Origin of the sequence: Streptomyces atroolivaceus (assembly GCF_000717025.1) — a bacterium.
In the GTDB taxonomy this organism is placed as follows: domain Bacteria; phylum Actinomycetota; class Actinomycetes; order Streptomycetales; family Streptomycetaceae; genus Streptomyces; species Streptomyces atroolivaceus.
Genome location: NZ_JNXG01000002.1, coordinates 565222 through 587090, shown reverse-complemented (window position 1 = coordinate 587090; position 21869 = coordinate 565222). Strand labels below are relative to the sequence as shown.

The 21869-nt window shown below is 71.8% G+C and carries 22 protein-coding genes; 10 read left to right on the top strand and 12 right to left on the bottom strand.

The genetic code is table 11. The features are described 5' to 3' along the window. The first annotated feature begins 152 nt into the window (after nt 1-152). From OO67_RS05970 to OO67_RS05960, 3 genes are read left to right on the top strand one after another with little or no spacing between them, the layout of a single operon-like run. Nucleotides 153-740 carry a hypothetical protein gene (locus tag OO67_RS05970; protein WP_033297765.1) on the top strand — a complete coding sequence of 196 codons (588 nt, stop codon included), beginning with the start codon at nt 153-155 and terminating at the stop codon, nt 738-740. Nucleotides 741-751: 11 nt separating this feature from the next. Next, nucleotides 752-1228: a hypothetical protein gene (locus OO67_RS05965; RefSeq protein WP_033297763.1), complete on the top strand. Its 477-nt coding sequence runs from the start codon at nt 752-754 to the stop codon at nt 1226-1228. 9 nt (nt 1229-1237) lie between these two features. Next, nucleotides 1238-1957, top strand: a complete 720-nt coding sequence (locus OO67_RS05960; RefSeq protein WP_033297762.1) for a TetR/AcrR family transcriptional regulator — start codon at nt 1238-1240, stop codon at nt 1955-1957. Nucleotides 1958-1959: 2 nt separating this feature from the next. Here the strand turns inward: OO67_RS05960 and OO67_RS05955 are convergent, their stop codons facing one another. After that, nucleotides 1960-3333 (bottom strand): metallophosphoesterase, encoded by a 1374-nt coding sequence (locus OO67_RS05955; RefSeq protein ID WP_033297761.1) that lies wholly within the window; start codon nt 3331-3333, stop codon nt 1960-1962. Nucleotides 3334-3387: 54 nt separating this feature from the next. Next, on the bottom strand, nt 3388-3633 hold the full coding sequence (locus OO67_RS39540) for an SCO4848 family membrane protein (RefSeq protein ID WP_033297760.1): 246 nt from the start codon (nt 3631-3633) through the stop codon (nt 3388-3390). A gap of 121 nt (nt 3634-3754) precedes the next feature. Here OO67_RS39540 and OO67_RS05945 point away from each other — a divergent pair, with 121 nt between their 5' ends. After that, a complete protein-coding gene (locus OO67_RS05945) occupies nt 3755-5005 on the top strand; it encodes a D-alanyl-D-alanine carboxypeptidase family protein (RefSeq protein ID WP_033297758.1) in 1251 nt (416 codons plus the stop codon). Here the strand turns inward: OO67_RS05945 and OO67_RS05940 are convergent. Beyond that, entirely contained in the window at nt 4953-5885 is a 933-nt protein-coding gene (locus tag OO67_RS05940; protein ID WP_033297755.1) for a YihY/virulence factor BrkB family protein, read from the bottom strand. The two genes, OO67_RS05945 and OO67_RS05940, sit on opposite strands and share 53 nt — an antisense overlap. Before the next feature lie 128 nt (nt 5886-6013). Here OO67_RS05940 and dprE1 point away from each other — a divergent pair, with 128 nt between their 5' ends. Both dprE1 and dprE2 read left to right on the top strand, forming a co-directional pair. Then, nucleotides 6014-7363 (top strand): FAD-binding oxidoreductase, encoded by a 1350-nt coding sequence (gene dprE1, locus OO67_RS05935; RefSeq protein ID WP_033297747.1) that lies wholly within the window; start codon nt 6014-6016, stop codon nt 7361-7363. A 194-nt stretch (nt 7364-7557) separates the two neighbouring features. Then, a complete protein-coding gene (dprE2, locus tag OO67_RS05930; RefSeq protein WP_033297744.1) occupies nt 7558-8316 on the top strand; it encodes a decaprenylphospho-beta-D-erythro-pentofuranosid-2-ulose 2-reductase in 759 nt (252 codons plus the stop codon). A 56-nt stretch (nt 8317-8372) separates the two neighbouring features. On the opposite strand, the gene OO67_RS05925 is transcribed toward dprE2, so the two are convergent. After that, nucleotides 8373-8963: a 2'-5' RNA ligase family protein gene (locus tag OO67_RS05925; RefSeq protein WP_033297743.1), complete on the bottom strand. Its 591-nt coding sequence runs from the start codon at nt 8961-8963 to the stop codon at nt 8373-8375. A 90-nt stretch (nt 8964-9053) separates the two neighbouring features. Continuing rightward, nucleotides 9054-10067, bottom strand: a complete 1014-nt coding sequence (gene trpS, locus OO67_RS05920; protein WP_033297742.1) for a tryptophan--tRNA ligase — start codon at nt 10065-10067, stop codon at nt 9054-9056. Nucleotides 10068-10121: 54 nt separating this feature from the next. On the opposite strand from trpS, the gene OO67_RS39535 reads away from it, so the two are divergent. Both OO67_RS39535 and rocD read left to right on the top strand, forming a co-directional pair. Beyond that, the gene (locus OO67_RS39535; RefSeq protein ID WP_382055367.1) at nt 10122-10850 is read left to right on the top strand and encodes an RNA polymerase sigma factor; all 729 of its coding nucleotides are present in this window, start codon (nt 10122-10124) and stop codon (nt 10848-10850) included. Nucleotides 10851-11942: 1092 nt separating this feature from the next. Further along, nucleotides 11943-13145, top strand: a complete 1203-nt coding sequence (gene rocD, locus OO67_RS05910) for an ornithine--oxo-acid transaminase (RefSeq protein ID WP_033297741.1) — start codon at nt 11943-11945, stop codon at nt 13143-13145. 29 nt (nt 13146-13174) lie between these two features. On the opposite strand, the gene OO67_RS05905 is transcribed toward rocD, so the two are convergent. The 3 genes from OO67_RS05905 to pdxR all read right to left on the bottom strand — a co-directional run bounded on the left by OO67_RS05905 (nt 13175) and on the right by pdxR (nt 16177). Continuing rightward, nucleotides 13175-14362, bottom strand: coding sequence for a glutathionylspermidine synthase family protein (locus OO67_RS05905; protein WP_033297731.1), 1188 nt, complete (start codon nt 14360-14362; stop codon nt 13175-13177). Nucleotides 14363-14369: 7 nt separating this feature from the next. Continuing rightward, entirely contained in the window at nt 14370-14645 is a 276-nt protein-coding gene (locus OO67_RS05900; protein ID WP_033298720.1) for a hypothetical protein, read from the bottom strand. A gap of 131 nt (nt 14646-14776) precedes the next feature. Next, the gene (gene pdxR / locus OO67_RS05895; RefSeq protein WP_033297728.1) at nt 14777-16177 is read right to left on the bottom strand and encodes a MocR-like pyridoxine biosynthesis transcription factor PdxR; all 1401 of its coding nucleotides are present in this window, start codon (nt 16175-16177) and stop codon (nt 14777-14779) included. 47 nt (nt 16178-16224) lie between these two features. On the opposite strand from pdxR, the gene OO67_RS05890 reads away from it, so the two are divergent. Both OO67_RS05890 and OO67_RS05885 read left to right on the top strand, forming a co-directional pair. Then, nucleotides 16225-16740 (top strand): carboxymuconolactone decarboxylase family protein, encoded by a 516-nt coding sequence (locus tag OO67_RS05890; protein WP_033297726.1) that lies wholly within the window; start codon nt 16225-16227, stop codon nt 16738-16740. Nucleotides 16741-16817: 77 nt separating this feature from the next. Continuing rightward, nucleotides 16818-17555, top strand: a complete 738-nt coding sequence (locus tag OO67_RS05885) for an isocitrate lyase/PEP mutase family protein (RefSeq protein WP_033297723.1) — start codon at nt 16818-16820, stop codon at nt 17553-17555. Between the two features lie 87 nt (nt 17556-17642). On the opposite strand, the gene OO67_RS05880 is transcribed toward OO67_RS05885, so the two are convergent. From OO67_RS05880 to OO67_RS05865, 4 genes are all read right to left on the bottom strand, one after another. Continuing rightward, entirely contained in the window at nt 17643-18632 is a 990-nt protein-coding gene (locus OO67_RS05880) for a malate dehydrogenase (RefSeq protein WP_033297722.1), read from the bottom strand. Nucleotides 18633-18807: 175 nt separating this feature from the next. Next, nucleotides 18808-19881 (bottom strand): helix-turn-helix domain-containing protein, encoded by a 1074-nt coding sequence (locus tag OO67_RS05875; protein WP_033297720.1) that lies wholly within the window; start codon nt 19879-19881, stop codon nt 18808-18810. 422 nt (nt 19882-20303) lie between these two features. Beyond that, nucleotides 20304-20960 (bottom strand): DUF3017 domain-containing protein, encoded by a 657-nt coding sequence (locus OO67_RS05870; protein ID WP_033297718.1) that lies wholly within the window; start codon nt 20958-20960, stop codon nt 20304-20306. 19 nt (nt 20961-20979) lie between these two features. Next, nucleotides 20980-21858: a bifunctional methylenetetrahydrofolate dehydrogenase/methenyltetrahydrofolate cyclohydrolase gene (locus OO67_RS05865; protein WP_033297716.1), complete on the bottom strand. Its 879-nt coding sequence runs from the start codon at nt 21856-21858 to the stop codon at nt 20980-20982. Nucleotides 21859-21869 lie beyond the last annotated feature (11 nt).

The window sequence follows — 21869 nt, the reverse complement described above, 5'->3', positions numbered from 1 at the left end:
GGCCCCGTTCGCCGCACCGACCGTGCGGGGAACGGGGCCTCTTGGTGCGTCGGGCGGTCAGGAACGGTACGGTCGTGCGGAGCCGCTGACCGGCTCGCCTCTCCCGGCGCACGGCACGGGAGCACATGGCTTGATGGAGAACGGGGAACGTCATGAGCGATCCGAATCCGTACGCGGACGACTCATACAAGTGGGGCCCGCCCCAGCCGCAGGGTAATCCGCCCACGATGCCGGACGGCCAGGGATACGGCTATCCGGCGCCGGGCGGCACTCCGGCGTACGGCTACCCGCAGCCGCTGCCCGAGTCCGCGGCGCAGCCCGTCCCCGGTTACGGCTATCCGGGCGCCGGTCAGCCGACCGAGCCCGGCTTCAACCTCCCGGTGCAGCAGGGCGGCGGCGTGCCGATGCTCTCGCTGGGTGACATCACGGTGATGAACGACGGCATCGTGACCCCGTCCGGGACCCTGCCGCTCAAGGGCGCGGTGTGGACGGCGACCGACATGTCGCGCACGGAGGAGAAGATCCCCACCGTGGGCATCGTGCTGGCGATCGTGTTCGCGCTGTTCTGCCTCATCGGCCTGCTGTTCCTCCTGATGAAGGAGAAGCGCACGACCGGCTTCGTGCAGATCACGGTCACCAGCGGCGGCCGGCACCACCAGACGATGATCCCCGCGACGGGGCCCGAGACCTTCCAGTGGGTCATGTCCCAGGTCAACACCGCGCGTTCGATGAGCGCCTGAGACCGGGCCGAATGGCCCGCTTCCACCACACCGTCGTGGTCACGGCCCTGGACCGCGCCTCGTTCGACGACTGCGCCGCGCTCATGCTGGACGTCGTCGAGGCCACCCGGACGGACCGGGAGGGTGCCCCGCTGGAGGCCGGTGAGAAGGTGCCGGGTGTGAGGCTGGTGAGAGGCCGTCACCTGCGCGCCGGAGCGCGGTGCACGGTCACCTCCGCCCCCTCCCCTGCCGCACCGCGCAGCGCTCCCGGCGCCCCGCCGGCGACGACGGCCGTACGCATACGGGAGTGGCGCCGCTCCACCGGGATCTCCGTGGAGCAGCTCCTCTTCCGGATCCCTCTCCGACGGGGCTTCCGCTCGGGAGCGGACGAGGCTGCCGCGTGGTGGAACACGACGCTCGGCAAGGACCTCCCGTCCCCCGACGCACTGCGGGCGGAGTTCGTCGAGGCCATGACCTCGAAGGATCCGGCGTACGAGGCTCCCGGATAGCCTGGGAGCGTGGCCAAGGAAGAGAAGCCGGCGAAGGCACCGAAGAGCGAGCAGACCCGCACCCTGATCCTGGAGACCGCGCTCCGGCTCTTCGAGGAGCGCGGCTACGACCGGACGACGATGCGGGCCATCGCCCAGGAGGCAGGGGTCTCCGTCGGGAACGCGTACTACTACTTCTCGTCCAAGGAGCACCTGGTCCAGGGCTTCTACGACCGGCTCGCCGCCGAGCACGAGGTGGCGGTACAACCCGTGCTGGCCGGGGACGAGGACCTCGCCGTACGCATCCGGGGAGTGCTGCTGAGCTGGCTGGACGTGGCCGGCCAGTACCACCGCTTCGCCGCGCAGTTCTTCAAGAACGCCGCCGACCCGGACAGTCCGCTCTCCCCCTTCTCGCAGGATTCTGCCGCGGCCCGCGAGGCGGTCATCTCGGTGCACGAACGCTGCCTGGCGGGCTCCTCGACCAAAGCCGACCCCGAACTCGCCCGACTGCTGCCGCAGTTGATGTGGCTGATGCAGATGGGCCTGGTGCTGTTCTGGGTCTACGACCGGTCCGAGGGCACGGAACGCAGCCGCCGGCTCGTCGAGCGCACCGCGCCGATCGCCGCCCGGGCGATCGCGCTCTCCCGTTTCCGGGTGCTGCGACCGCTCGTGCGGCAGGTCCACGACGTGCTGGTGGAGTTCATGCCCGGGGCGTCCTCGCGGGGCGCACGGGACGGCGGAGCCGGCTGACTTCAGGCCTGCGGGGAAGCGAGTTCCACCACGGTGATGTCGGAGGGGGCGCCGACGCGCACGGGCGGTCCCCAGGCACCCGCACCGCGCGATACGTACAGCTGGGTGTCGCCGTAGCGTTCGAGCCCGGCGACGGTCGGATTGGCGAGTCCCGCCAGCATGTTCCCGGGCCAGAGCTGGCCTCCGTGGGTGTGGCCGGAGAGCTGGAGACCGACGCCGTACTCGACGGCGTCATCGATGACGACGGGCTGGTGCGCGAGGAGGACGGAGGCGCGGCTGCGGTCCCGGTCGCCGAGCGCTCGGGCGAAGTCGGGCCCTTGGCCCTCGCTCTCGCCCGCGACGTCGTTCACTCCGGCGAGATCGAAGCCGGCGATCTCCACGCGGGCGTTCTCCAGCGGGTGCAGACCCAGCTCGCGCACGTGGTCGACCCATTCGGCGGCGCCGGAGAAGTACTCGTGGTTGCCGGTGACGAAGTAGCTGCCGTGGCGTGCCTCCAGCCCGGCGAGCGGCTCTGCCGCGGTACCGAGATCGGCGACGGTTCCGTCGACGAGGTCCCCGACGACGGCGACCAGGTCGGGCCGGGTCGCGTTGATCGTGTCCACGATGCGGCGGGTGTGCGCGCTGCCGAGGATGGGGCCGAGGTGGATGTCGCTGACCACGGCGATCCGGAAGCCGTGGGCGGAGCGCGGCAGCCTGGCGAGCGGCACGGTGACCCGCTTCACCTTGGGGCCGCGCAGCACCCCGTAGGTGCCGTAGCCGACCGTACCGAGCCCCGCGAGAGCAGCCGCTCCGCCGACGGCGCGGGCGACGAACAGCCGCCGCGAGGGGTCGGCGACGGGCGGGGCGGCGGTCTCGGCGGCCGGCGCGAGTTCCGTACGGGTGCTGCCCGTCGCGGAGCCGGGTCCCGTGGCCGTGGCGGTTGCCCGCTCCGCCTGCCGGGGGGTGGAGGCGGGGGCCTGGTCCGTCTGGTCCTCCGCCGCCAGGGGCGTCCGGCCGGTGCGTGCGTCGGCCTTCCCGGTGGCCTGGTCCGCAGGTCCGGCGCCGGCTGTTCCGGCCCGGCGCGCGAGCAGGCGGCGCAGCAGGGGGCGGGCGGCCTCTCCCACCAGCAGAGCCAGCGTCAGGTAGAGCAGGACCGCCAGCCACAGGTAACCCGGCCAGGCCAGCACCTGCTGCAGCCAGAAGGGGAACCCGGCACGGCTGGAGACGAAGGCACCGACGGTGAGCAGCGGCAGCACGAAGGCCGCGACGGTGCCCGCCCGGCGCGCGACACCGCCCTTCTCCGTGGTGTCACCGATCAGCCGGCGCCACACATATCTGTGCACACCCGCGAGCAGCGCGAAGACCGCGACCGCCACAAGTACGAAGACCACAACCACGTACGCTCCCCCGCTGAAACGATCCTGTCCGGATGACGAGCCGTGCCCGTTCCGTCATGTGCTCTCACGACGCGAAGCCCTGACACCACGGAACCCGATGACCCCCACAGCCGTCCCCAGAAGAAACGAGGTGATGGCGAGCGCGAGATGGACCCAGAAGTACGCAGTCGGGTCACCCGCGTCGTCGAACGCGAGTCCGCTGCCGTCCTTCCAGAGATTCTTCACAAAGGTGACCCAGATGACCCAGCTCCACGCTCCGAAGACGAGCAGGAACCAGGAGACGGGGCGGCTGAGCTTCATGGAATCAGTATCGCCGCCGCGCTCCCGACCGATCGCCCGGGGTGGGCTGTCCCGGCGGTATGTCCGGCGGGTCAGGCCATCCGGGTCCCCATCCTCAGCAACGCCCTGTACGTTTCCGACCGTGCCTGCTCTGAAAAAGACCGTAATGACGGTCCTCTCCGCCGCGTTGCTGTCCGTATGCGTCGTCAGTCCCGCAGGGGCGGCCGACAAGGACAAGACCGACGACAAACAGCCGAAGCCGACCGGTCCGATGTCGACCGTGGGAGGCGAGCGGCTGGGCGAGGTGGGCACCCAGGTCTCCCTGGGGCCCGGTGCCCCGGTCCTGCCGAAGGATCTCAGCGCGCGGTCGTGGATCGTGGCGGACGCGGAGAGCGGGGACGTCCTGGCGGCCCACAACGCCCACTGGCGGCTGCCTCCCGCATCCACCCTGAAGATGCTCTTCGCCGACACGGTCCTGCCCGCCCTGCAGCCGAAGTCCCTGACCCACCTGGTGACCGAGGACGAACTCTCCGGCATCGGCGAGGGAAGCAGCCTGGTGGGTGTCAAGGAAGACCACCTCTACACGGTCCACGACCTGTGGCTCGGTGTGTTCCTGCGCTCCGGCAACGACGCCGTGCACGTGCTCTCGGAGATGTACGGCGGCGTCCCCGCGACGGTCGCCGCGATGCAGCGTCACGCCGAGGAGCTCCAGGCCCTGGACACCAGGGTCGTCTCGCCCGACGGTTACGACGCCCCTGAGCAGGTCTCCAGCGCCTACGACCTGACGCTGTTCGCACGGAGCGGGATGCAGAAGGCGGACTTCCGTGAGTACGCCGCGACGGCGACGGCGGAGTTCCCGGGCGAGCAGAAGAAGGGCAAGAAGCGGAAGAGCTTCGAGATCCAGAACACCAACCGGCTGATCACCGGCGACATCGGGGTGGAGCCTTACAAGGGCATCGCGGGCGTCAAGAACGGCTACACCACGCACGCGGGCAACACCTTCACGGGCATCGCCGAACGCGACGGGAAGGTGCTGCTGGTGACGGTCATGAACCCCTCGTCCGACGAGAGCCACGCCGTCTACACGGAGGCCGCCGGCCTGCTCGACTGGGGCTTCTCCGCCAGCGGCAAGGTGACACCGGTGGGCGAGCTGGTACCCCCGAAGTCCGCCGTGGCGGCGAAGGGCTCCGAAGCCGCGACGGGCGCGGGCAAGGCCGAGGGGAAGGAACACGCGGCCGCGGCGGCCACGACGGCGGCCCCGGCCGGGTCCGGCGGGGTGTGGACCGCGCTGTCGGTCACCGGCGGGCTGCTGGCGGTCCTGGCCGCCGGTGTGTTCCTGGTCAACCGGCGCTGGCCGCTTCCCGACCTGGCGCGTCGCCTCCCCCGCCGCTGACGTCCGCGCCCTCCTCGCCCTTGACGCCGTCCTTGCTGGGCGTCGCCGTCCAGGCGGCGCAGACCAGCAGCAGCTTCGCGCTGAAGTTGATCCACAGGAGGAGCGCGATCGGCACGCCGAACGCGCCGTACATGCTCTTCGACGCGACATCCCGCATGTAGCTGCCGAGCAACAGCTTGAGCAGCTCGAAGCCGACCGCGCCGACCAGCCCGGCCACGACGAGGCGCCGGCGCGGCGGCTCGACCCCGGGCAGCAGGGTCAGCAGGTAGAGCAGGATCAGGAAGTCGGCGAGGACCGCCACGGCCACGGCGGCCAGCTGGAGCAGCACCCCGCCGAGGCCGTTCTCGGGGATGCCCAGGCGGTCGGCGGTCCAGCCGATGGCCGTGGAGGCGACCGTGGACACGGCGAGCGTCAGGAGGGCCGCTCCGCCGAGGCCCAGCAGCAGACCGGCGTCCTTGAGCTTGCGGACGACCGGATTGCCCTCGTCCACGTCGTCCTTCTCCCACACCGCGCGCAGGCAGTCCCGCATCGAGCCGACCCACCCGATGCCCGTGAGGAGCAGCAGCACGGCGGCGACGACTCCCACCGTGCCCGCATGGTCCACGAGGTTGTCGATGCCGAGCTGGTCCGAGATGCCGGGCACCTGGTCGGCGAGCTTCTCCTCGATCTTGTCGAGCTGTTCGGGGGAGAGCAGGGCGGCGCCGACCGCGGCGCCGACCGCGATCAGCGGGAAGAGCGCGAGGAAGCTGAGGAAGGTGATCGCCGCCGCGAGCCTGGTCCAGTGGACCCGGTCCAGCGTCTCGTAGGAGCGCCAGGCGTGCGTCTCCATCAGCCGCCCGACGAGCGGCCCGACGACGGGAAGTTTCTTCAGCCAGTCCATGACGTACGCGTACCCTTCCGGGCGCGGAAAACCGGCGTGGACCGCCTCTCGACTCACCAATCACCCATTTCGGTGAGTGCTGTAACAAATCCCTCAAAAGGGTTTTGCTGGGCGATACGGTCACGACCATGTCTGTCGACACGGTGTCCTTGTCCGGCTGGGGCCGCACCGCCCCGACGACCGCCCTGCGGTTCCGCCCTCGTACGTACGAAGACGCCGCGCTCGTCGTGCGGGGCCGCGGTCCCCGGGGGGTCGTCGCCCGGGGGCTGGGCCGCGCCCATGGTGACGCCGCGCAGAACGCGGGGGGTTCCGTGATCGACATGACCGCACTGGACCGGATCCGCGCGGTCGACGCCGTCGCGGGGACGGTGGTCTGCGATGCCGGGGTGAGCCTGCACCGCCTGATGGGGACGGTGCTCCCGCTCGGCTGGTTCCTCCCGGTCACCCCCGCCACACGCCAGGTCACCGTCGGGGGAGCGATCGGCTCGGACGTCCACGGCAGGAACCACCGGACCGCGGGCTCGTTCGCCCGGCACGTGCGCGCCCTGGAGCTGCTGACCGCCGACGGCGAGGTACGGACGGTGCTGCCGGGCTCCGCCCTCTTCGACGCGACCGCCGGAGGCCTGGGGCTCACCGGCGTCATCCTCTCCGCCACCCTCGGCCTGCGCCCCGTCACCAGCTCCCTGATGTCGGTCGACACCGCACGGGCGAACGACCTGGACGAGGCGCTGGCCCGGCTCGCCGCCTGCGGCGACCGGACACCGTACGCGGCTGCGTGGATCGACCTCCTGGCGCGCGGGAGAAGCACGGGCCGCGCCGTCGTCACCCGTGGGGAGCACGCACCCCTGGACGCGCTCCCGGCGCGCGCCAGGCGCACGGCGTTGGAATTCCGCCCCGGGCCGCTGCCCACCGCGTCCGCGCTGATCCCGGAGGGGCTCCTCGGCCGGACCCCGGCGGCGCTCCTGAACGGGCTCCGCTTCCGTGGCTCACCCGCCTCGCGGAGCGGGGAACCGCAGGGGATCTCCACCTTCTTCCACCCCATGGACGCCGCACCCCGCTGGGGCCGTGCCCCCGGCCGGGGCGGTTCCGTCCAGTACCAGTTCACCGTCGGACACGGTCAGGAGGAGACCCTGCACCGGATCGTCCGCCGGCTCACCCTGCGCCGTTGCCCCGCCTTCCACGCCGTCCTCAAACGCTTCGGCGAGGGCGGCCCGGGGTGGCTCTCGTTCCCGGCGCCCGGCTGGACGCTCTCCTTCGGGCTGCCCGTCGGCCTGCCAGGTCTGGCCCGCCTGCTCGACGGGCTGGACGAGGAGGTCGCGGCGGCGGGCGGCAGGGTCTGCCTGGCGAAGGACGCACGCCTGCGGCCCGGTCTGCTCGCCGCGATGTACCCGCGGCTGCCCGAGTTCCGCGCACTGCGCGAGGAGCTGGACCCGGCGGGGGCCTTCCGGTCCGACCTCTCCCGCCGCCTCGCGCTCTGACCCGCGCCCCGCGCCCCCCGGCCCCGCCACGCCACGGGGTGGCGCTCCGGCCCCGTCCGCTCTTCCGCCGCCCCGTCCGCTCCTCCACGGCCTCGCTCGCTCACGGCCGTTCCGTCGTGCCCGCCGCCGTCGCGTGCGCTCCGCCGTTCCGCTCTCCCGCCTCCCCGCCCTCTCTTCCTGCTAGGAGTCATCCCGTGAAGGACGCCTTCGGTGCCCCTCAGTCCCTGCTCGTCCTCGGCGGCACCTCGGAGATCGGCCTGGCCACCGCGCGGCGGCTGATCGCCCGCCGTACCCGGACCGTCCGGCTGGCCGGCCGGCCCTCCCCCGCCCTGGAACGGGCCGCTGCCGAGCTGCGCGAGCTCGGGGCCGACGTCCGTACCGTTGCCTTCGACGCGCTCGACTCCGCCTCCCACGAGGAGGTGCTCGGAAAGCTCTTCACCGAGGGCGACATCGACATGGTGCTGCTGGCCTTCGGCGTCCTGGGCGACCAGGCGCGCGACGAGGAGGAGCCCCTCTCCGCGGTCCGGGTGGCGCAGACCAACTACACGGGGGCGGTCTCGGCCGGCCTGGTGTGCGCCGGCGCACTCCAGGCGCAGGGCCACGGGTCGCTCGTGGTGCTCTCCTCGGTGGCCGGTGAACGCGCCCGGCGCGCCGACTTCATCTACGGCTCCAGCAAGGCGGGCCTGGACGCGTTCGCCCAGGGGCTCGGCGACGCGCTGCACGGGACGGGGGTGCACGTGATGGTCGTACGCCCCGGCTTCGTGCGGTCCCGGATGACCGCGGGGCGCGAGGAGGCCCCGCTCGCCACGACCCCGGCGGCGGTCGCGGACGCGATCGTGGCGGGGCTGCGGCGGGGTGCGGAGACGGTGTGGGTGCCGGGGGCGCTACGGGTGGTGATGTCGGCCCTGCGGCACGTGCCGCGTCCGCTGTTCCGCCGGCTTCCGGTCCGGTAGTCCGTGGGCCGGATCAGGCCTGCGCCGGGCTGTCCCGGGCCGTGCCTGATCCGAACTCAGGGGTGCAGGGACGGCTGGTCCATGGAACTGCTGCCCTGGGCCGGTACCGCGGGCGCGCCGCCGCCGGCTCCGAACGGGAACTCGTTGATCTTGCGCCAGACACCGTCCGCGCCTTGTTCGTACAGCGCGAAGGAACCGCAGGTCCAGGCCGCCTCGTACGAGGAGAGCTCCTCGTACGCGCGGTCCATGGCCTCCTCCTCGATGCCGTGAGCCACGGTCACGTGCGGGTGGTACGGGAACTGCAGCTCCCGCACCAGGGGCCCGGAGGCCTCCCGGACCCGCTTCTGGAGCCAGGAGCAGGCCGAGGCGCCCTCGACCACCTGGACGTACACGACCGGCGAGAGCGGGCGGAAGGTGCCCGTACCGGACAGCCGCATCGGGAAGGGGCGCCCGGCCGTGGCGATGTGGGAGAGATGGGCCTCGATCGCCGGCAGGTCGGCCGCCTCGGCCTCGGTCGGCGGAAGAAGGGTGACGTGGGTGGGGATGCCGTACGCGGCAGGGTCCCCGAAGCTCGCGCGCCGCTCCTGGAGCAGGCTGCCGTACGGCTCCGGGACCGCGATCGAAACGCCAAGCGTTACGGTCCCCACATCGTTCTCCTCTATCGTCGCAGGTCGTTCTTCAGTGGTGCCGACGCCAGTGTGGCCCCTTCGGCCGTGGTATCGCCAGGGTCCTTGGACTCAGTGCTTCGCAGGCAGAAGGCCCATCCGGTCGTAGGTCTGCGCCAGCGTCTCGGCCGCGACGGTCCTGGCCTTCTCGGCGCCCTTGGCCAGGAGGGCGTCCAGGGTCTCCGGATCGTCCAGGTACTCCTGGGTCCGGGTGCGGAACGGAGTGACGAACTCCACCATGACCTCGGCGAGGTCGGTCTTGAGCGCGCCGTAACCCTTGCCCTCGTACCTCTGTTCCAGATCCGTGACGGCGGTGCCGGTGAGGGTGGAGTAGATGCTCAGGAGGTTGCTGACGCCGGGCTTCTTCTCCGCGTCGAAGCGGATCACGGTGTCCGTGTCGGTCACCGCGCTCCTGACCTTCTTGGCGGTGACCTTCGGGTCGTCGAGAAGATTGACCAGGCCCTTCGGCGTGGACGCCGACTTGCTCATCTTGACCGCCGGATCCTGCAGGTCGAAGATCTTCGCCGTCTCCTTGAGGATGTACGGCGCCGGGATGGTGAACGTCTGACCGAAGCGGCCGTTGAAACGCTCGGCGAGGTCCCGGGTGAGCTCGATGTGCTGACGCTGGTCCTCACCGACCGGGACCTGGTCGGCCTGGTACAGCAGGATGTCGGCGACCTGGAGGACCGGGTAGGTGAAGAGGCCCACGGTCGCCCGGTCGGCGCCCTGCTTGGCCGACTTGTCCTTGAACTGCGTCATGCGGGACGCCTCGCCGAAACCGGTGAGGCAGTTCATGATCCAGCCGAGCTGGGCGTGTTCGGGGACATGGCTCTGGACGAAGAGCGTGCACCGCTCCGGATCCAGCCCGGCCGCGAGCAACTGGGCGACGGCCAGCCGGGTGTTGGCCCGGAGGTCCTTCGGGTCCTGCGGCACGGTGATCGCGTGCAGGTCCACCACCATGTAGAAGGCGTCGTGGGACTCCTGCAGCGCCACCCACTGGCGGACCGCACCGAGATAGTTGCCGAGGTGGAACGAGCCTGCGGTGGGCTGGATTCCGGAGAGCACGCGGGGTCGATCAGAGGCCATGAACTCATTGTCTCAGGTGTGGAACCGATCTCCGGCAACCGGTGTAGGAAAGATGTGAGGACGCGGGAAGGGGCTCCACAGCCGGGCCTGGAAGAGAGCCGCACCACCGACGACGCGGGTGGGAGCGGTGCTGTCGGGCAGGCCGGAGGGCTGTCCGGAGGCGACGACGGTGAGGCCGCGGTGGTCGCTCGTGTGCGCGCCGGGGACACGGAGGCATACGCGCAGCTGGTGCGCGCCCACACGGGGGTCGCCCTGCGGGCCGCGGTCGCGTTCGGAGCGGGGGCGGACGCGGAGGACGTGGTGCAGTCCGCCTTCTTCAAGGCGTATCAGGCCCTGGGCCGTTTCCGGGACGGTGCGTCCTTCAGGCCGTGGCTGCTGCGCATCGTGATGAATGAGACGAGAAACACGGTCCGCTCGGCCGGACGTGCGCGCGCGGTGGCCGGCCGTGAGGCCGGCTACCGCGGCGCCGATCCGGTGATACCCGACTCGGCGGACCCGGCGGCGGCTGCCCTCGCCCGGGAAGGCAGGACACTGCTGACCGCCGCGCTGGACGAGCTGAGCGAGGAGCAGCGCCAGGTGGTGACCTGCCGCTATCTGCTGGAGATGGGCGAAGCGGAGACGGCACAGGCCCTCGGCTGGCCGCGGGGGACGGTGAAGTCCCGGCTGAACCGCGCGCTGAGGAAGCTGGAGCGGCGGCTCGGAGGACAGCTGGGGCCGGAACAGGACGAGCGGTACGAGCAGGAGGGAGGCGGAGGCGGTGGGCAGGGTGACGGTCGGCGATGACCCGGAGCGTCCCGGGCTGCCGGAGGACGGGCAGCGGGCGCGCCTGCGGGCGGAGCTGCGGGCGCTGCGCGACGGATTGGACGTGCCGGACACCGACGGCGCGACGATGGCCGAGCGGGTCCTGGCGCAGATGGTGGCGGAGGCGGTGCCCGTGCCCGTGCGAGAACCGGTGGGACGCCTGGAGCGGATCCGCGCATGGACCCGCGGACGCGTCCGGGCCCTCGCCGCGGCCTTCTCCGGTCTGCTCGTGGTGCTGGTGCTCACGCCCCCCGGTACGGGCGGCGGTCGCCGATCGGTTCGGCTTCGGCGGGGTCGAGGTGCGGTGGGTGCCGGGCCCGCCGGGTGGCTCCCCGGTGCGGGAGGCGCGGGGGCCGGGCCACGGAGCGCCGCTGCCCGTGCACGAGGCGGTCCGGCGGGCGGACTGCCCGCCGGTGGCGCCCGAGGTGCTCCGGGGAGGTGGAGGTGGTGGAGGAGGCGAAGGGGAAGGCCAGGACGGTCAGGTCGCGGGCCGGCCTGACGGGGCGTGGCTCGCGGGGCCGCGTCTCCAGGCGCTCACGAGGGTCGATGAGGACGGCACCAAGGGGGTCAGGTCCGAACGGACCGCCGGCCCGACGCCGTTGTGGGTGCGGGGCGGGCGGATGACGTCCCGGCCGGAAGAGGTGAGGAGGCTGTCCGAGGCACGCCGCGATCGCCGGGTCGACGATCCGAGCGGTCCGTGGACCGGGCCGACGGGTCTCGGGGCCGTGCGCACTCCTGGGCCCCTGGCGGCGTGCCGTACCCGGTCGGGCGGTGGGCCCGGTGGTCACCCTGGCCGCCCCGCCGCCAGGGGCCGGCGGGACTCGGTGCGTGGGGCCGGCGGGACTCGGCGCGTGGGGCCGGCGGGACTCGGCGCGTGGGGCCCCGGACGGCGCCAGGCACTCATCGGCGGCTCGGCGGCAGCACGGCGGCGGGCGCTCGCGGCAGCGATGCGGACGCTCGCCGGGGACGGAGCTCGCGAGGCGCGCCACGGGCTGAAGGTTTCCGGGTCCTGAATCCGACCGACGATACAAAGTGGGCACACCCCGCCCACGCCGCACGACGAACGGAGATCCCGTGTCGACCACGGAAACCGCCATCGCCTCCGCCGAGGCGCACAGCGCGCACAACTACCACCCGCTGCCGGTCGTCGTCGCCTCGGCGGACGGCGCCTGGATGACCGATGTGGAGGGGCGCCGTTACCTCGACATGCTCGCCGGCTACTCGGCGCTCAACTTCGGACACCGCAACAGGCGGCTGATCGACGCGGCCAAGGACCAGCTCGAAAGGGTGACGCTGACCTCGCGCGCCTTCCATCACGACCGGTTCGCCGACTTCTGTACGCAGCTGGCCGAGCTCTGCGGCATGGAGATGGTCCTCCCCATGAACACGGGGGCGGAAGCCGTCGAGACAGCGGTGAAGACGGCCCGCAAATGGGGCTATCGGGTCAAGGGCGTTCCGGACGGGATGGCGAAGATCATCGTCGCCGCCGACAACTTCCACGGCAGGACGACGACGATCGTCAGCTTCTCCACCGACCACGAGGCGCGGGACGACTTCGGCCCGTACACGCCGGGGTTCGAGATCGTGCCGTACGGGGATCTCACCGCACTCGCCGGAGCGATGACCGAGAACACCGTCGCGGTGCTGATGGAACCGATCCAGGGCGAGGCCGGGGTCCTGGTTCCGCCGCCGGGCTATCTCGCGGGAGTGCGGGAGATGACCCGGGAGCGGAATGTGCTGTTCATCGCGGACGAGATCCAGTCGGGCCTGGGCCGCACGGGCCGGACCTTCGCCTGCGAGCACGAGGGGGTCGTGCCCGACATGTACGTTCTGGGCAAGGCGCTGGGCGGTGGCGTCGTGCCCGTCTCGGCCGTCGTGTCCTCCGCCGCGGTGCTCGGTGTCTACAGGCCGGGCGAGCACGGATCCACGTTCGGCGGGAACCCCCTGGCCTGCGCGGTCGCTCTGGAGGTGGTCGCGATGCTGCGCACCGGTGAGTTCCAGCAGCGTGCCGCGGAGCTGGGCGACCACCTCCACCACGAGTTGGGGCTGCTGACCGGCGGCGCGGTGCAGGCCGTGCGGGGGCGGGGTCTGTGGGCAGGGGTCGACGTCTCCCCGGCCCTGGGGACGGGCCGGGAGATCTCCGAGAAGTTGATGGACCGCGGGGTGCTGGTCAAGGACACCCATGGCTCCACGATTCGGATCGCCCCGCCCCTGGTGATCAGTAAGGAGGACCTGGACTGGGGCCTGGACCAGCTGCGCGGCGTACTGGCGGGCTGAATCCGCAGCGGCGGCGGGCGGCCACCGGCTCAGAGGATGACGTGGGGCAGGAAGCGGGCGTACTCGTCCGTGATCAGCCCCGCTGATTCCCTGATGCCGAGCCCGGCGGACTCGTCCTCGACCACCCAGGCGCCGAGCACCACGCGGTTGCCCTCGAAATCGGGCAGGGGTGCCAGCTCCTGGTAGCAGCACGGCTCGTCGCGCGTCACCGCGGCGCCACCCGGTTCGTGGACGGTGACCCCGGCGCCTTCGCGGCCGAGCAGCGGCTTGGCGACGTAACCCGCTCCGTCGGGCCCGGCCAGTTCGCGGGGGCCGTCGAGGTAGGAGGGGAGGAGGTTGGGGTGGCCCGGATACAGCTCCCAGAGGATGGCCAGCAGCGCCTTGTTGGAGAGGAGCATCTTCCAGGCCGGCTCGATCCAGCAGGTGCTGCCGGTGCCCCCGCCGTTGTCGAGGGTGCCGAGCACGTGCGGGCCGAAGCGGTCCGTCGTCAGCCATTCCCACGGGTACAGCTTGAAGCAGCTGCGGATGAAGCGGAGCCGTTCGTCGACGAATCGGCCGGACAGCCGGTCCCAGCCGATCCGTTCGACGGAGAGCGCCTCGGTCTCGATCCCGGCCTGCGCGGCGGTCTCCCGCAGATACGCCACCGTCATCAGGTCCTCGCCCAGCTCGTCGCCGTCGGAGTGGGCGAAGTGCAGGGGGCCCGGAGGCAGCAGCGGGGCCTGCCGCTTCCACGCGTCGACGAGACGCTCGTGCAGGGAGTTCCACTGGTCGGCCCCGGGGAAGCGGTCCTCCATCCAGAACCACTGGGGACTGGCCGCCTCGACGAGCGAGGTGGGGGTGTCCGCGTTGTACTCCAGCATCTTGGCCGGACCGGTCCCGTCGTACCGCAGGTCGAACCTGCCGTACAGGGAGGGGAGTTCGGCACGGCGTCGCCAGGACTCCGCGATCAGGCCCGCCAGCCGGGGGTCGGTGATGCCGAGATCGGTGAAGCGGTCGTGCTCGACGATGTGCGCGGCGGCGGCCAGACACATCCCGTGGAGTTCCTCCACGACCTCCTCCAGCGCCTCGACCTCGGGCAGCGAGAAGACGTAGTAGGCGCTCTCGTCCCAGTACGGGCGCAGCGATCCGTCCGGGTAGCGGGTCAGGGGATAGATCAGCCCCTGTTCCTCGACGGTCTCCTGCCACCCGGGGCGTGGTTCGATGGTGCGGCGTTCCATGAGGGTGTCAGCCGCCGCTGGAGCTGGAGGAGCCGAATCCGTCGCGTTCGACCGCGGACTTGTTGAAACTGCCGCCGGAGACCCGGTTCTTGTGGCTGCTGCCGCCGTAGTAGTACGTACCGCTGCCGTCGCTGTCCTCGCACTCGTAGTCCGGCAGGATCTCCTGGGTCACCGGATGGACGCACCGCTCGTCCGGTTCCGAACTGCATGCGGTGAGCGTTGCCGCGAGCACTCCCATGCCGCCGAGCACGACGGTGCTCGACCTCAGCTTGCGCCTCTTCACGTTCTGTTCTCCCCCGTCGTACCCACGGGCCGGCATCCGTCGGCCCTCGAACTGCCAGTCAGATTAGATGCACGCCCCTCTCGGCTGAAACCCGGTGCGCACCCGCACCCCGCATGTACCGATATCCCCGTCTACGGGAGCACCCGGCAGAGGGCGTCCAGCGCTCCTGCCCATCCGCTCTCCGACGGCGTGCCGTAGCCGATGACCAGCCCCTCGCGCCCCGGCTCCGCGTCCTGGTGCCGGAAGCGCGAGAGCCGCTCCAGCGCGAGCCCCTGCCAGGTGGCCGCCTGGACGACCGGATGCTCGGTCCCCTCGGGCAGTTCGAGCACGGCGTGCAGCCCCGCCGCGATGCCGCTCACCCGGAAGTCCGGTGCCCGCTCGGCGAGCGCCCGCACGAGCTGGTCGCGGCGGCGGCGGTAGCGCAGCCGCATGGCCCGCACATGCCGGTCGTACGCCCCGGACGCGATGAACTCCGCGAGGGTCAGCTGGTCCAGCGACCCGGTCATCCACTCGGGGCCGCCCTTGGCCTCGCACACCTCGTCCACCAGGCCCTCCGGCAGCACCATCCAGGCCAGCCGGAGCCCGGGAGCCAGCGATTTGCTGGCAGTTCCCATATAGACCACCCGTTCCGGGTCGAGCCCCTGGAGGGCGCCCACCGGCTGCCGGTCGTAACGGAACTCGCCGTCGTAGTCGTCCTCCAGGAGGAGGCCGCCCGAGGCCCGTGCCCAGTCCACCGCCGCGGCCCGCCGGTCGGGATGGAGCGGGACTCCCGTGGGGAACTGGTGGGCGGGTGTCAGCAGGGCGGCGCCCACACGGCGCATACCCCCCAGTTCCCCGGTCCTGGCCCCGAGCTCGTCAACAGGGAGGCACACAGTGGCCAGGCCCGCCCCGGCCAGAAGACCCCAGTGGATGTCCAACCCGCACGACTCGACGGCCGCCTCCCGCACCCCGCGCCGCGCCAGCACCTTCCCCATCAAGGTGAGCCCGTGGACGAAACCGGAGCAGATCACGATGCGCTCCGGGTCCGCGTACACCCCCCGCGCTCGCGCCAGGTAGCCGGCCAGGACGGTGCGCAGCTCGATGCGGCCCTGTGGATCGTCGTACCCGAAGGCCTGGTCGGGCGCGGCGGCGAGGGCGCGCCTCGACGCCTTGAGCCATTCGGCCCGGGGGAAGGCCGAGAGGTCCGGCGATCCCGGCATCAGGCTGTGGGTGGGCCGCCGCCGAACCGGCCGGGACGGAGCACGGCGGGCTCCCGGACCGGCCGCATCGGCCCGCTGCGCCACCCTGGTCCCCGATCCCTGCCGCGCGGTGAGCCAGCCCTCGGCCACGAGCTCGGCATAGGCGTCGGCGACGGTGTTACGGGCGACGCCGAGGTCCACGGCGAGCGTCCGGGAGGAGGGCAGCCGGGTCCCCGGCGTCAGCCGTCCGGTGCGCACGGCCTCCCTCAGCGCGTTCATCAGCCCGCTGCGCAGCCCGGCGCCGACGGGTTCGATGTGCAGGTCGGCGCCGAAAGCGGCCCAGGAATCCGTCATGGAAATGGACCATACCGGTGCGCCATCAGCCCGTTAGCGTCGAACCCATGACCACGCACACGCACCACCACGCCACGCCCGCCGAGTACGCCCCCGAGCACCCCGCCCGGCTTCAGTGGGCGCAGCTCGCCCCCGACGTCTACAAGGCCATGGTCCGACTGGACGTCGCCGCCCGGAAGGGAGTCGACCCGGCTCTCCTCGAACTGGTGAAGATCCGCGCATCCCAGCTCAACCGCTGCGCCTTCTGCCTGGACATGCACTCGAAGGACGCCCTCGCTGCGGGTGAGTCCGTCGAGCGGATCATCCAGCTCAGCGCCTGGGAGGAGTCGCAGCACTTCTACACGGAGAAGGAGCTGGCGGCGATCCGGCTGACGGAGGCGGTGACGGTCCTGACCGACGGTTTCGTGCCCGACGAGGTCTACGCGAAGGCCGCCGAGCACTTCGAGGAGACCGAGCTCGCCCAGCTGATCGCCGCGATCACGGTGATCAACGCCTGGAACCGGTTCGGTGTGACGACCCGGCTGACCCCGGGGCACTACACGCCCGGCGACGTCAAGCACTGAGAGCGACGGGGCGAGGGAACCCTTCGCCCCGTGCGTGCCGGACCACCACCCCGCGTTCCTCCCGTCCCGGAGTCCTGATGAACGATCCCGCTTCCGTCTTCCGCGCCCTGCACCACGGACGCCTTCCGGCCGATCCGCTGGTCCTGCCCGGCCCCTGGGACGCCGCGAGTGCCCGGGTGTTCGAGGACGCCGGATTCCCGGCCCTGGCCACACCGAGCGCCGGTGTGGCCGCCTCCCTCGGGTACGCCGACGGGCAGACGCCCGCCGCCGAGATGTTCGCGGCCGTGGCACGGATCGCACGAGCGGTGTCCGTCCCCGTGTCGGCGGACGTCGAAGCCGGCTACGGCCTGGCGCCGGACGAACTCGTCGAACGCCTCCTGGAGGCCGGGGCGGTCGGCTGCAATCTGGAGGACTCGGCGGACGGCGTCCTGACCGACCCCCGGCGGCACGCCGACCGGCTCGCGGAGGTGCGCGCCGTCGCGGGCGGGCGTCTGTTCGTCAACGCCCGCGTCGATACGTACGTCCACGCGGGCCCCGCCGCCACGGACGTGGTGACGGAGACGGTCGCCCGCGCCCGGCTCTACGCGGAAGCCGGCGCGGACTGCGTGTATCCGATCATGGCCCCGGCCGACGTCCTCCCCCGTGTGGCCGCCGCGGTGCCGGTCCCGCTCAACGCCGTCGGCGCACCCGACGGCCCGTCCGCCGTCCGCCGGCTCGGAGAGCTGGGCGCCACACGGATCACCTTCGGTCCTCAGTTGCAGCACAGGGCCTCAGACGCCGTGCGCGGCCTCGCCGACCGGCTGCTCGGCCGCTGAAGCACGTACGAGGGCGCCCCCGGCAGCGGATCCTGCCGGGGGCGCCCTCGTACGACTCCGGAGTCCGGCCCGGAGGCCGGTCCCCGGTCAGATCAGGCCGAGCTCGCGGACCGCGTCGCGCTCCTCGGAGAGCTCCTGTACCGACGCGTCGATGCGCGCACGGGAGAACTCGTTGATGTCCAGGCCCTGGACGATCTCGTACTTTCCGTCCTTCGTGGTGACCGGGAAGGAGGAGATGATGCCCTCGGGAACGCCGTAGGAGCCGTCCGACGGGATACCCATCGAGGTCCAGTCGCCCTCGGCGGTGCCGTTGACCCAGGTGTGCACGTGGTCGATGGCGGCGTTGGCGGCCGATGCGGCCGAGGAGGCGCCACGGGCCTCGATGATCGCGGCGCCGCGCTTGGCGACGGTCGGGATGAAGGTGTCGGCCAGCCATGCCTCGTCGTTGACGACCTCGGCGGCGTTCTTGCCGGCGATCTCCGCGTGGAAGATGTCCGGGTACTGGGTCGCCGAGTGGTTGCCCCAGATCGTCAGCCGCTTGATGTCGGAGACGGCGGCACCGGTCCTGGCGGCCAGCTGCGAGATCGCGCGGTTGTGGTCCAGGCGCGTCATCGCGGTGAAGCGCTCGGCCGGCACGTCCGGGGCGGCGGCCTGCGCGATGAGGGCGTTGGTGTTGGCCGGGTTGCCGACGACGAGGACCTTGATGTCGTCCGCGGCGTTGTCGTTGATGGCCTTGCCCTGCGGCTTGAAGATGCCGCCGTTGGCGGACAGCAGGTCGCCGCGCTCCATGCCCTTCGTGCGCGGGCGTGCGCCGACCAGGAGGGCGACGTTGGCGCCGGCGAAGCCGACGTTGGCGTCGTCCGTGATCTCGATGTTCCGCAGCAGCGGGAAGGCGCAGTCGTCGAGCTCCATGGCGGTGCCCTCTGCGGCCTTCAGGCCCTGCGGGATCTCGAGGAGTCGCAGGTTGACCGGCACATCCGGGCCGAGCAGGTGGCCGGAGGCGATGCGGAAGAGCAGCGCGTAGCCGATCTGGCCGGCTGCGCCGGTCACGGTGACATTCACGGGAGTGCGGGTCATGGCGATCTCCGTTAGACAGCTGGCGGTGGGGGTCCCTGCCCCTGGTGCTGGATATCTCTGAATCTTGACGTGAAGAGATATCCAGCGGTCAGGCTATCCGACCCTCGCCGTACGGGCGGCCCGCCCCCCTGTGGGACCGCACACAGTCGGTCACTCAGCGCAGCCGCCCCTCACGTCACTCCGGTGTGGTGCAGCCGGTCGTCCCCGAAGCGAGGGTCGCGCAGGCCTCGACGTCCGACGCCTTCTCCACGGCGACCATCGGGGTGTACGCCTCGGCGTCGGCGTACACCGTGCCGTCCTGCTCCGACGTACCGGAGGTGATCTGCACGATGTCTCCCAGGGACGCCTGGGTGATACGGGCCCACGCCGCCCCGCATGCCTCGCTGTAGCGGACCTCCACGAGGCCGCCGCCGACGGCCGCCCTGGCCACCGTGTCGGCGAACTGGCCGCCGCAGCCCATGGTTTCCGGGTCCTGCCCGGTGCAGTCGGCACCGCTGCACCCGACTCCGGCGGGCGCCTGGGGCGCGCTGGTGCCGGGCTCGGCGGACGGTGTCGCGGCCACCGCGCCGGCGTCGTCGTCCCCGCCCGGACCGGTCAGCAGCACGGCGCCGGCTATCAGCAGGAGAGCGCCCACGAGACCTGCGAGGACCACGGTCACCCTGCGACGGCCGCTCCCCTGCCGCCCTCCGTCACCACCGTCCGTACGGAGTCCGCCTCCGTCCGGACCCGTCGCGGGCCCCGGGCGCGGCTGCTGCGGAATCCGCGGAACCGTGCCGCGCTGGACGGGCACGGACGGTGGACGCCCCGCGTCCCACCCCCCTCCCCCGGGCCCCGCGGCGGTGGACACCCCCGTGCCTGCGCCGGCCGAGCGGGCCGCACGCCGACTCGCCACGGGGGCCGCGGCCACACCGGCCTCCCCGAGCGCCGCACGCGCCTGGGAGATCCTGATGGCCTCCATCGTCATGTCGTGCCGCATCTCGGAGCGGCTCCAGGCGCGCTCGGCCAGCTCCCACATGGTCGTCAGATGGTGCTGCTGCGTACCCGTCACCTCGGCGAGCGCGACGATCGCCCCTCTGGGCGGCAGCAGCCTGCCGCCCAGATAACGCTCCCACGAGGTCCTGCTGTAGCCCGTGCGGTCGGCGACCGCGGCCAGGCTCATCCCGCTGCGGTCCACCAGCCTGCGCAGCTGACCCACGAACTCCCGCATCTGCGGATCGAGTTCTTCCGGTAGAGCCTTCCAACGAGGCATTGCTTTCCCCCCCCCAGTCGATATCCCCCGGACGTCCCGGCGCGCCCCCTGCGCCGGCGCCGGGCCCCTCCCTGACATCGGAACGGTCGGCTCCACGCTCCGAACTACCCAGAAGGATGCACGGATCCAGGATGCCAGTTCCGGACAAAGAGGCGCACGGGGCATTCGGTATGAGTACCTGCTCCGTTGTGCGCCGTAGACCGCGCCGCACCGGTCCCTCTCCGTTGCGTGACGATCACACGGTGGCGGAATGGTCACTTCCGTGCCACAGGCGCCGGGCACCTCTTGAACCCGCACCTCATGTCCATGACGCTTGTTCCCAGGACAGGTCAAGGCCGCTCAAGTCACCGCAAAGCGGCTCTACTTGCGTCGGCTCCCTGTCCGGGTGTCCGTCCCTCCTCGGGGGAGGGGACGGACACCCCTCAGCGGATCGTGAAGTGGACCACGTCCTGCAGGAACGGGACCTTCAGCCACGGCTGGGGCTGCGCCATCAGCGCCAGCAGCACGATCAACGTACCCATCAGCCCGTAGGTCACCAGATCGGTGAACCGGGACCGTACGGCCAGCATGCCGACGGAGGGGACCACCCAGCGCAGCACCGCCCCGGCGAGCAGGGCGACGCCCATCAGCATCGCGCCGATCCTGAAGGCCTGGGCGAAGGGGTCGGTCCCCACGATCAGCAGCCCGAGCCCCGCGGTGCAGAGCACCGTGAGCAACGGCCACTGCCGGGCGGGGGCGGGAGCATCCCCCGGAGCCGCGCGGCCGCCGCCCTCGGGACGCGCGGTGTCCCGGGTCAGGGAGAAGCGACGTGAGGGTTCCAGGGTCGAACCACTGCCCTCTGTGACCACGGCGGCCCCGCCCGCCCCGTCGGCGACGGAAGCCCCGTCGGCGACAAAAGCCCCCGAGGCCTCGGATTCCCCGTGCTGCCCGGGTCCTCCCCGCGCACCGGCCTCCTGGGACACCCGTGCCTCTTCGGACACCCGCGCCTCCCCGGGCTTCCCCGCGGTGCCGGACGTCCCCGTCCGCCCGGCCGGCCCGTCCGTGTGCGTACCGTCCGCCGGACTCGTACCAGCGCCCATGACGTTCCTCCGGTCCGGGTCAGCCTGCGGACACGGCGGAGGCCTCGGCGGCACCGCGCTCGGCCGCCTCGACCACGTTGACGAGCAACTGGGCCCGGGTCATGGGGCCGACGCCGCCCGGATTCGGGGCGACCCAGGCGGCCACCTCGGCCACACCGGGGTGGACGTCGCCGACGATCTTGCCGTTCTCGTCCCGGCTGACGCCCACGTCCAGCACCGCGGCGCCCGGCTTCACGTCCTCGGGCTTGATGAGGTGGGGCACACCGGCGGCCGCCACGATGATGTCGGCCTGCCTCAGGTGCGCCGAGAGGTCACGGGTGCCGGTGTGGCACTGCGTGACGGTCGCGTTCTCGGACCTGCGCGTCAGCAGCAGCGGGAGGGGGCGGCCGATGGTGACTCCGCGGCCGACGACGACGACATGGGCGCCGTTGATCTCCACGCCGTGGCGGCGGAGCAGCGTGACGACCCCCTGCGGGGTGCAGGGCAGCGGGCCGGACTCGTTCAGCACGAGCTTGCCCAGGCTCATCGGGTGCAGCCCGTCCGCGTCCTTCGCCGGGTCCATCAGCTCCAGGATGCGGTTGGTGTCGATCCCCTTGGGGAGCGGGAGCTGGACGATGTAGCCCGTGCACTCCGGGTTGGCGTTGAGCTCCCGTACGACCTCCTCGATCTCCTCCTGGGTGGCGGTGTCGGGGAGTTCGCGCTGGATGGAGCCCATGCCGACCTGGGCGCAGTCACGGTGCTTGCCGTTCACGTACCAGCGGCTGCCCGGGTCGTCGCCGACGAGCAGGGTTCCCAGGCCGGGGGTGATGCCCTGTGCCTTGAGGGCCGCCACGCGGACGGTCAGATCGGACTTGATCGCAGCTGCGGTGGCCTTGCCATCGAGAATCTGGGCAGTCATGACACCCATCC

What these genes read in the sequence shown, in the direction of transcription:
- OO67_RS05965 (WP_033297763.1), top strand. Translation starts at nt 752, where the DNA reads ATGGCCCGCTTCCACCACACCGTCGTGGTCACGGCCCTGGACCGCGCC.
- OO67_RS05885 (WP_033297723.1), top strand. Translation starts at nt 16,818, where the DNA reads ATGAACGATCCCGCTTCCGTCTTCCGCGCCCTGCACCACGGACGCCTT.
- OO67_RS05970 (WP_033297765.1), top strand. Translation starts at nt 153, where the DNA reads ATGAGCGATCCGAATCCGTACGCGGACGACTCATACAAGTGGGGCCCG.
- OO67_RS05870 (WP_033297718.1), bottom strand. Translation starts at nt 20,960, where the DNA reads ATGGGCGCTGGTACGAGTCCGGCGGACGGTACGCACACGGACGGGCCG.
- trpS (WP_033297742.1), bottom strand. Translation starts at nt 10,067, where the DNA reads ATGGCCTCTGATCGACCCCGCGTGCTCTCCGGAATCCAGCCCACCGCA.
- dprE1 (WP_033297747.1), top strand. Translation starts at nt 6,014, where the DNA reads ATGTCTGTCGACACGGTGTCCTTGTCCGGCTGGGGCCGCACCGCCCCG.
- OO67_RS05890 (WP_033297726.1), top strand. Translation starts at nt 16,225, where the DNA reads ATGACCACGCACACGCACCACCACGCCACGCCCGCCGAGTACGCCCCC.
- OO67_RS05865 (WP_033297716.1), bottom strand. Translation starts at nt 21,858, where the DNA reads ATGACTGCCCAGATTCTCGATGGCAAGGCCACCGCAGCTGCGATCAAG.
- pdxR (WP_033297728.1), bottom strand. Translation starts at nt 16,177, where the DNA reads ATGACGGATTCCTGGGCCGCTTTCGGCGCCGACCTGCACATCGAACCC.
- OO67_RS39540 (WP_033297760.1), bottom strand. Translation starts at nt 3,633, where the DNA reads ATGAAGCTCAGCCGCCCCGTCTCCTGGTTCCTGCTCGTCTTCGGAGCG.
- OO67_RS05880 (WP_033297722.1), bottom strand. Translation starts at nt 18,632, where the DNA reads ATGACCCGCACTCCCGTGAATGTCACCGTGACCGGCGCAGCCGGCCAG.
- OO67_RS05875 (WP_033297720.1), bottom strand. Translation starts at nt 19,881, where the DNA reads ATGCCTCGTTGGAAGGCTCTACCGGAAGAACTCGATCCGCAGATGCGG.
- OO67_RS05905 (WP_033297731.1), bottom strand. Translation starts at nt 14,362, where the DNA reads ATGGAACGCCGCACCATCGAACCACGCCCCGGGTGGCAGGAGACCGTC.
- OO67_RS05940 (WP_033297755.1), bottom strand. Translation starts at nt 5,885, where the DNA reads ATGGACTGGCTGAAGAAACTTCCCGTCGTCGGGCCGCTCGTCGGGCGG.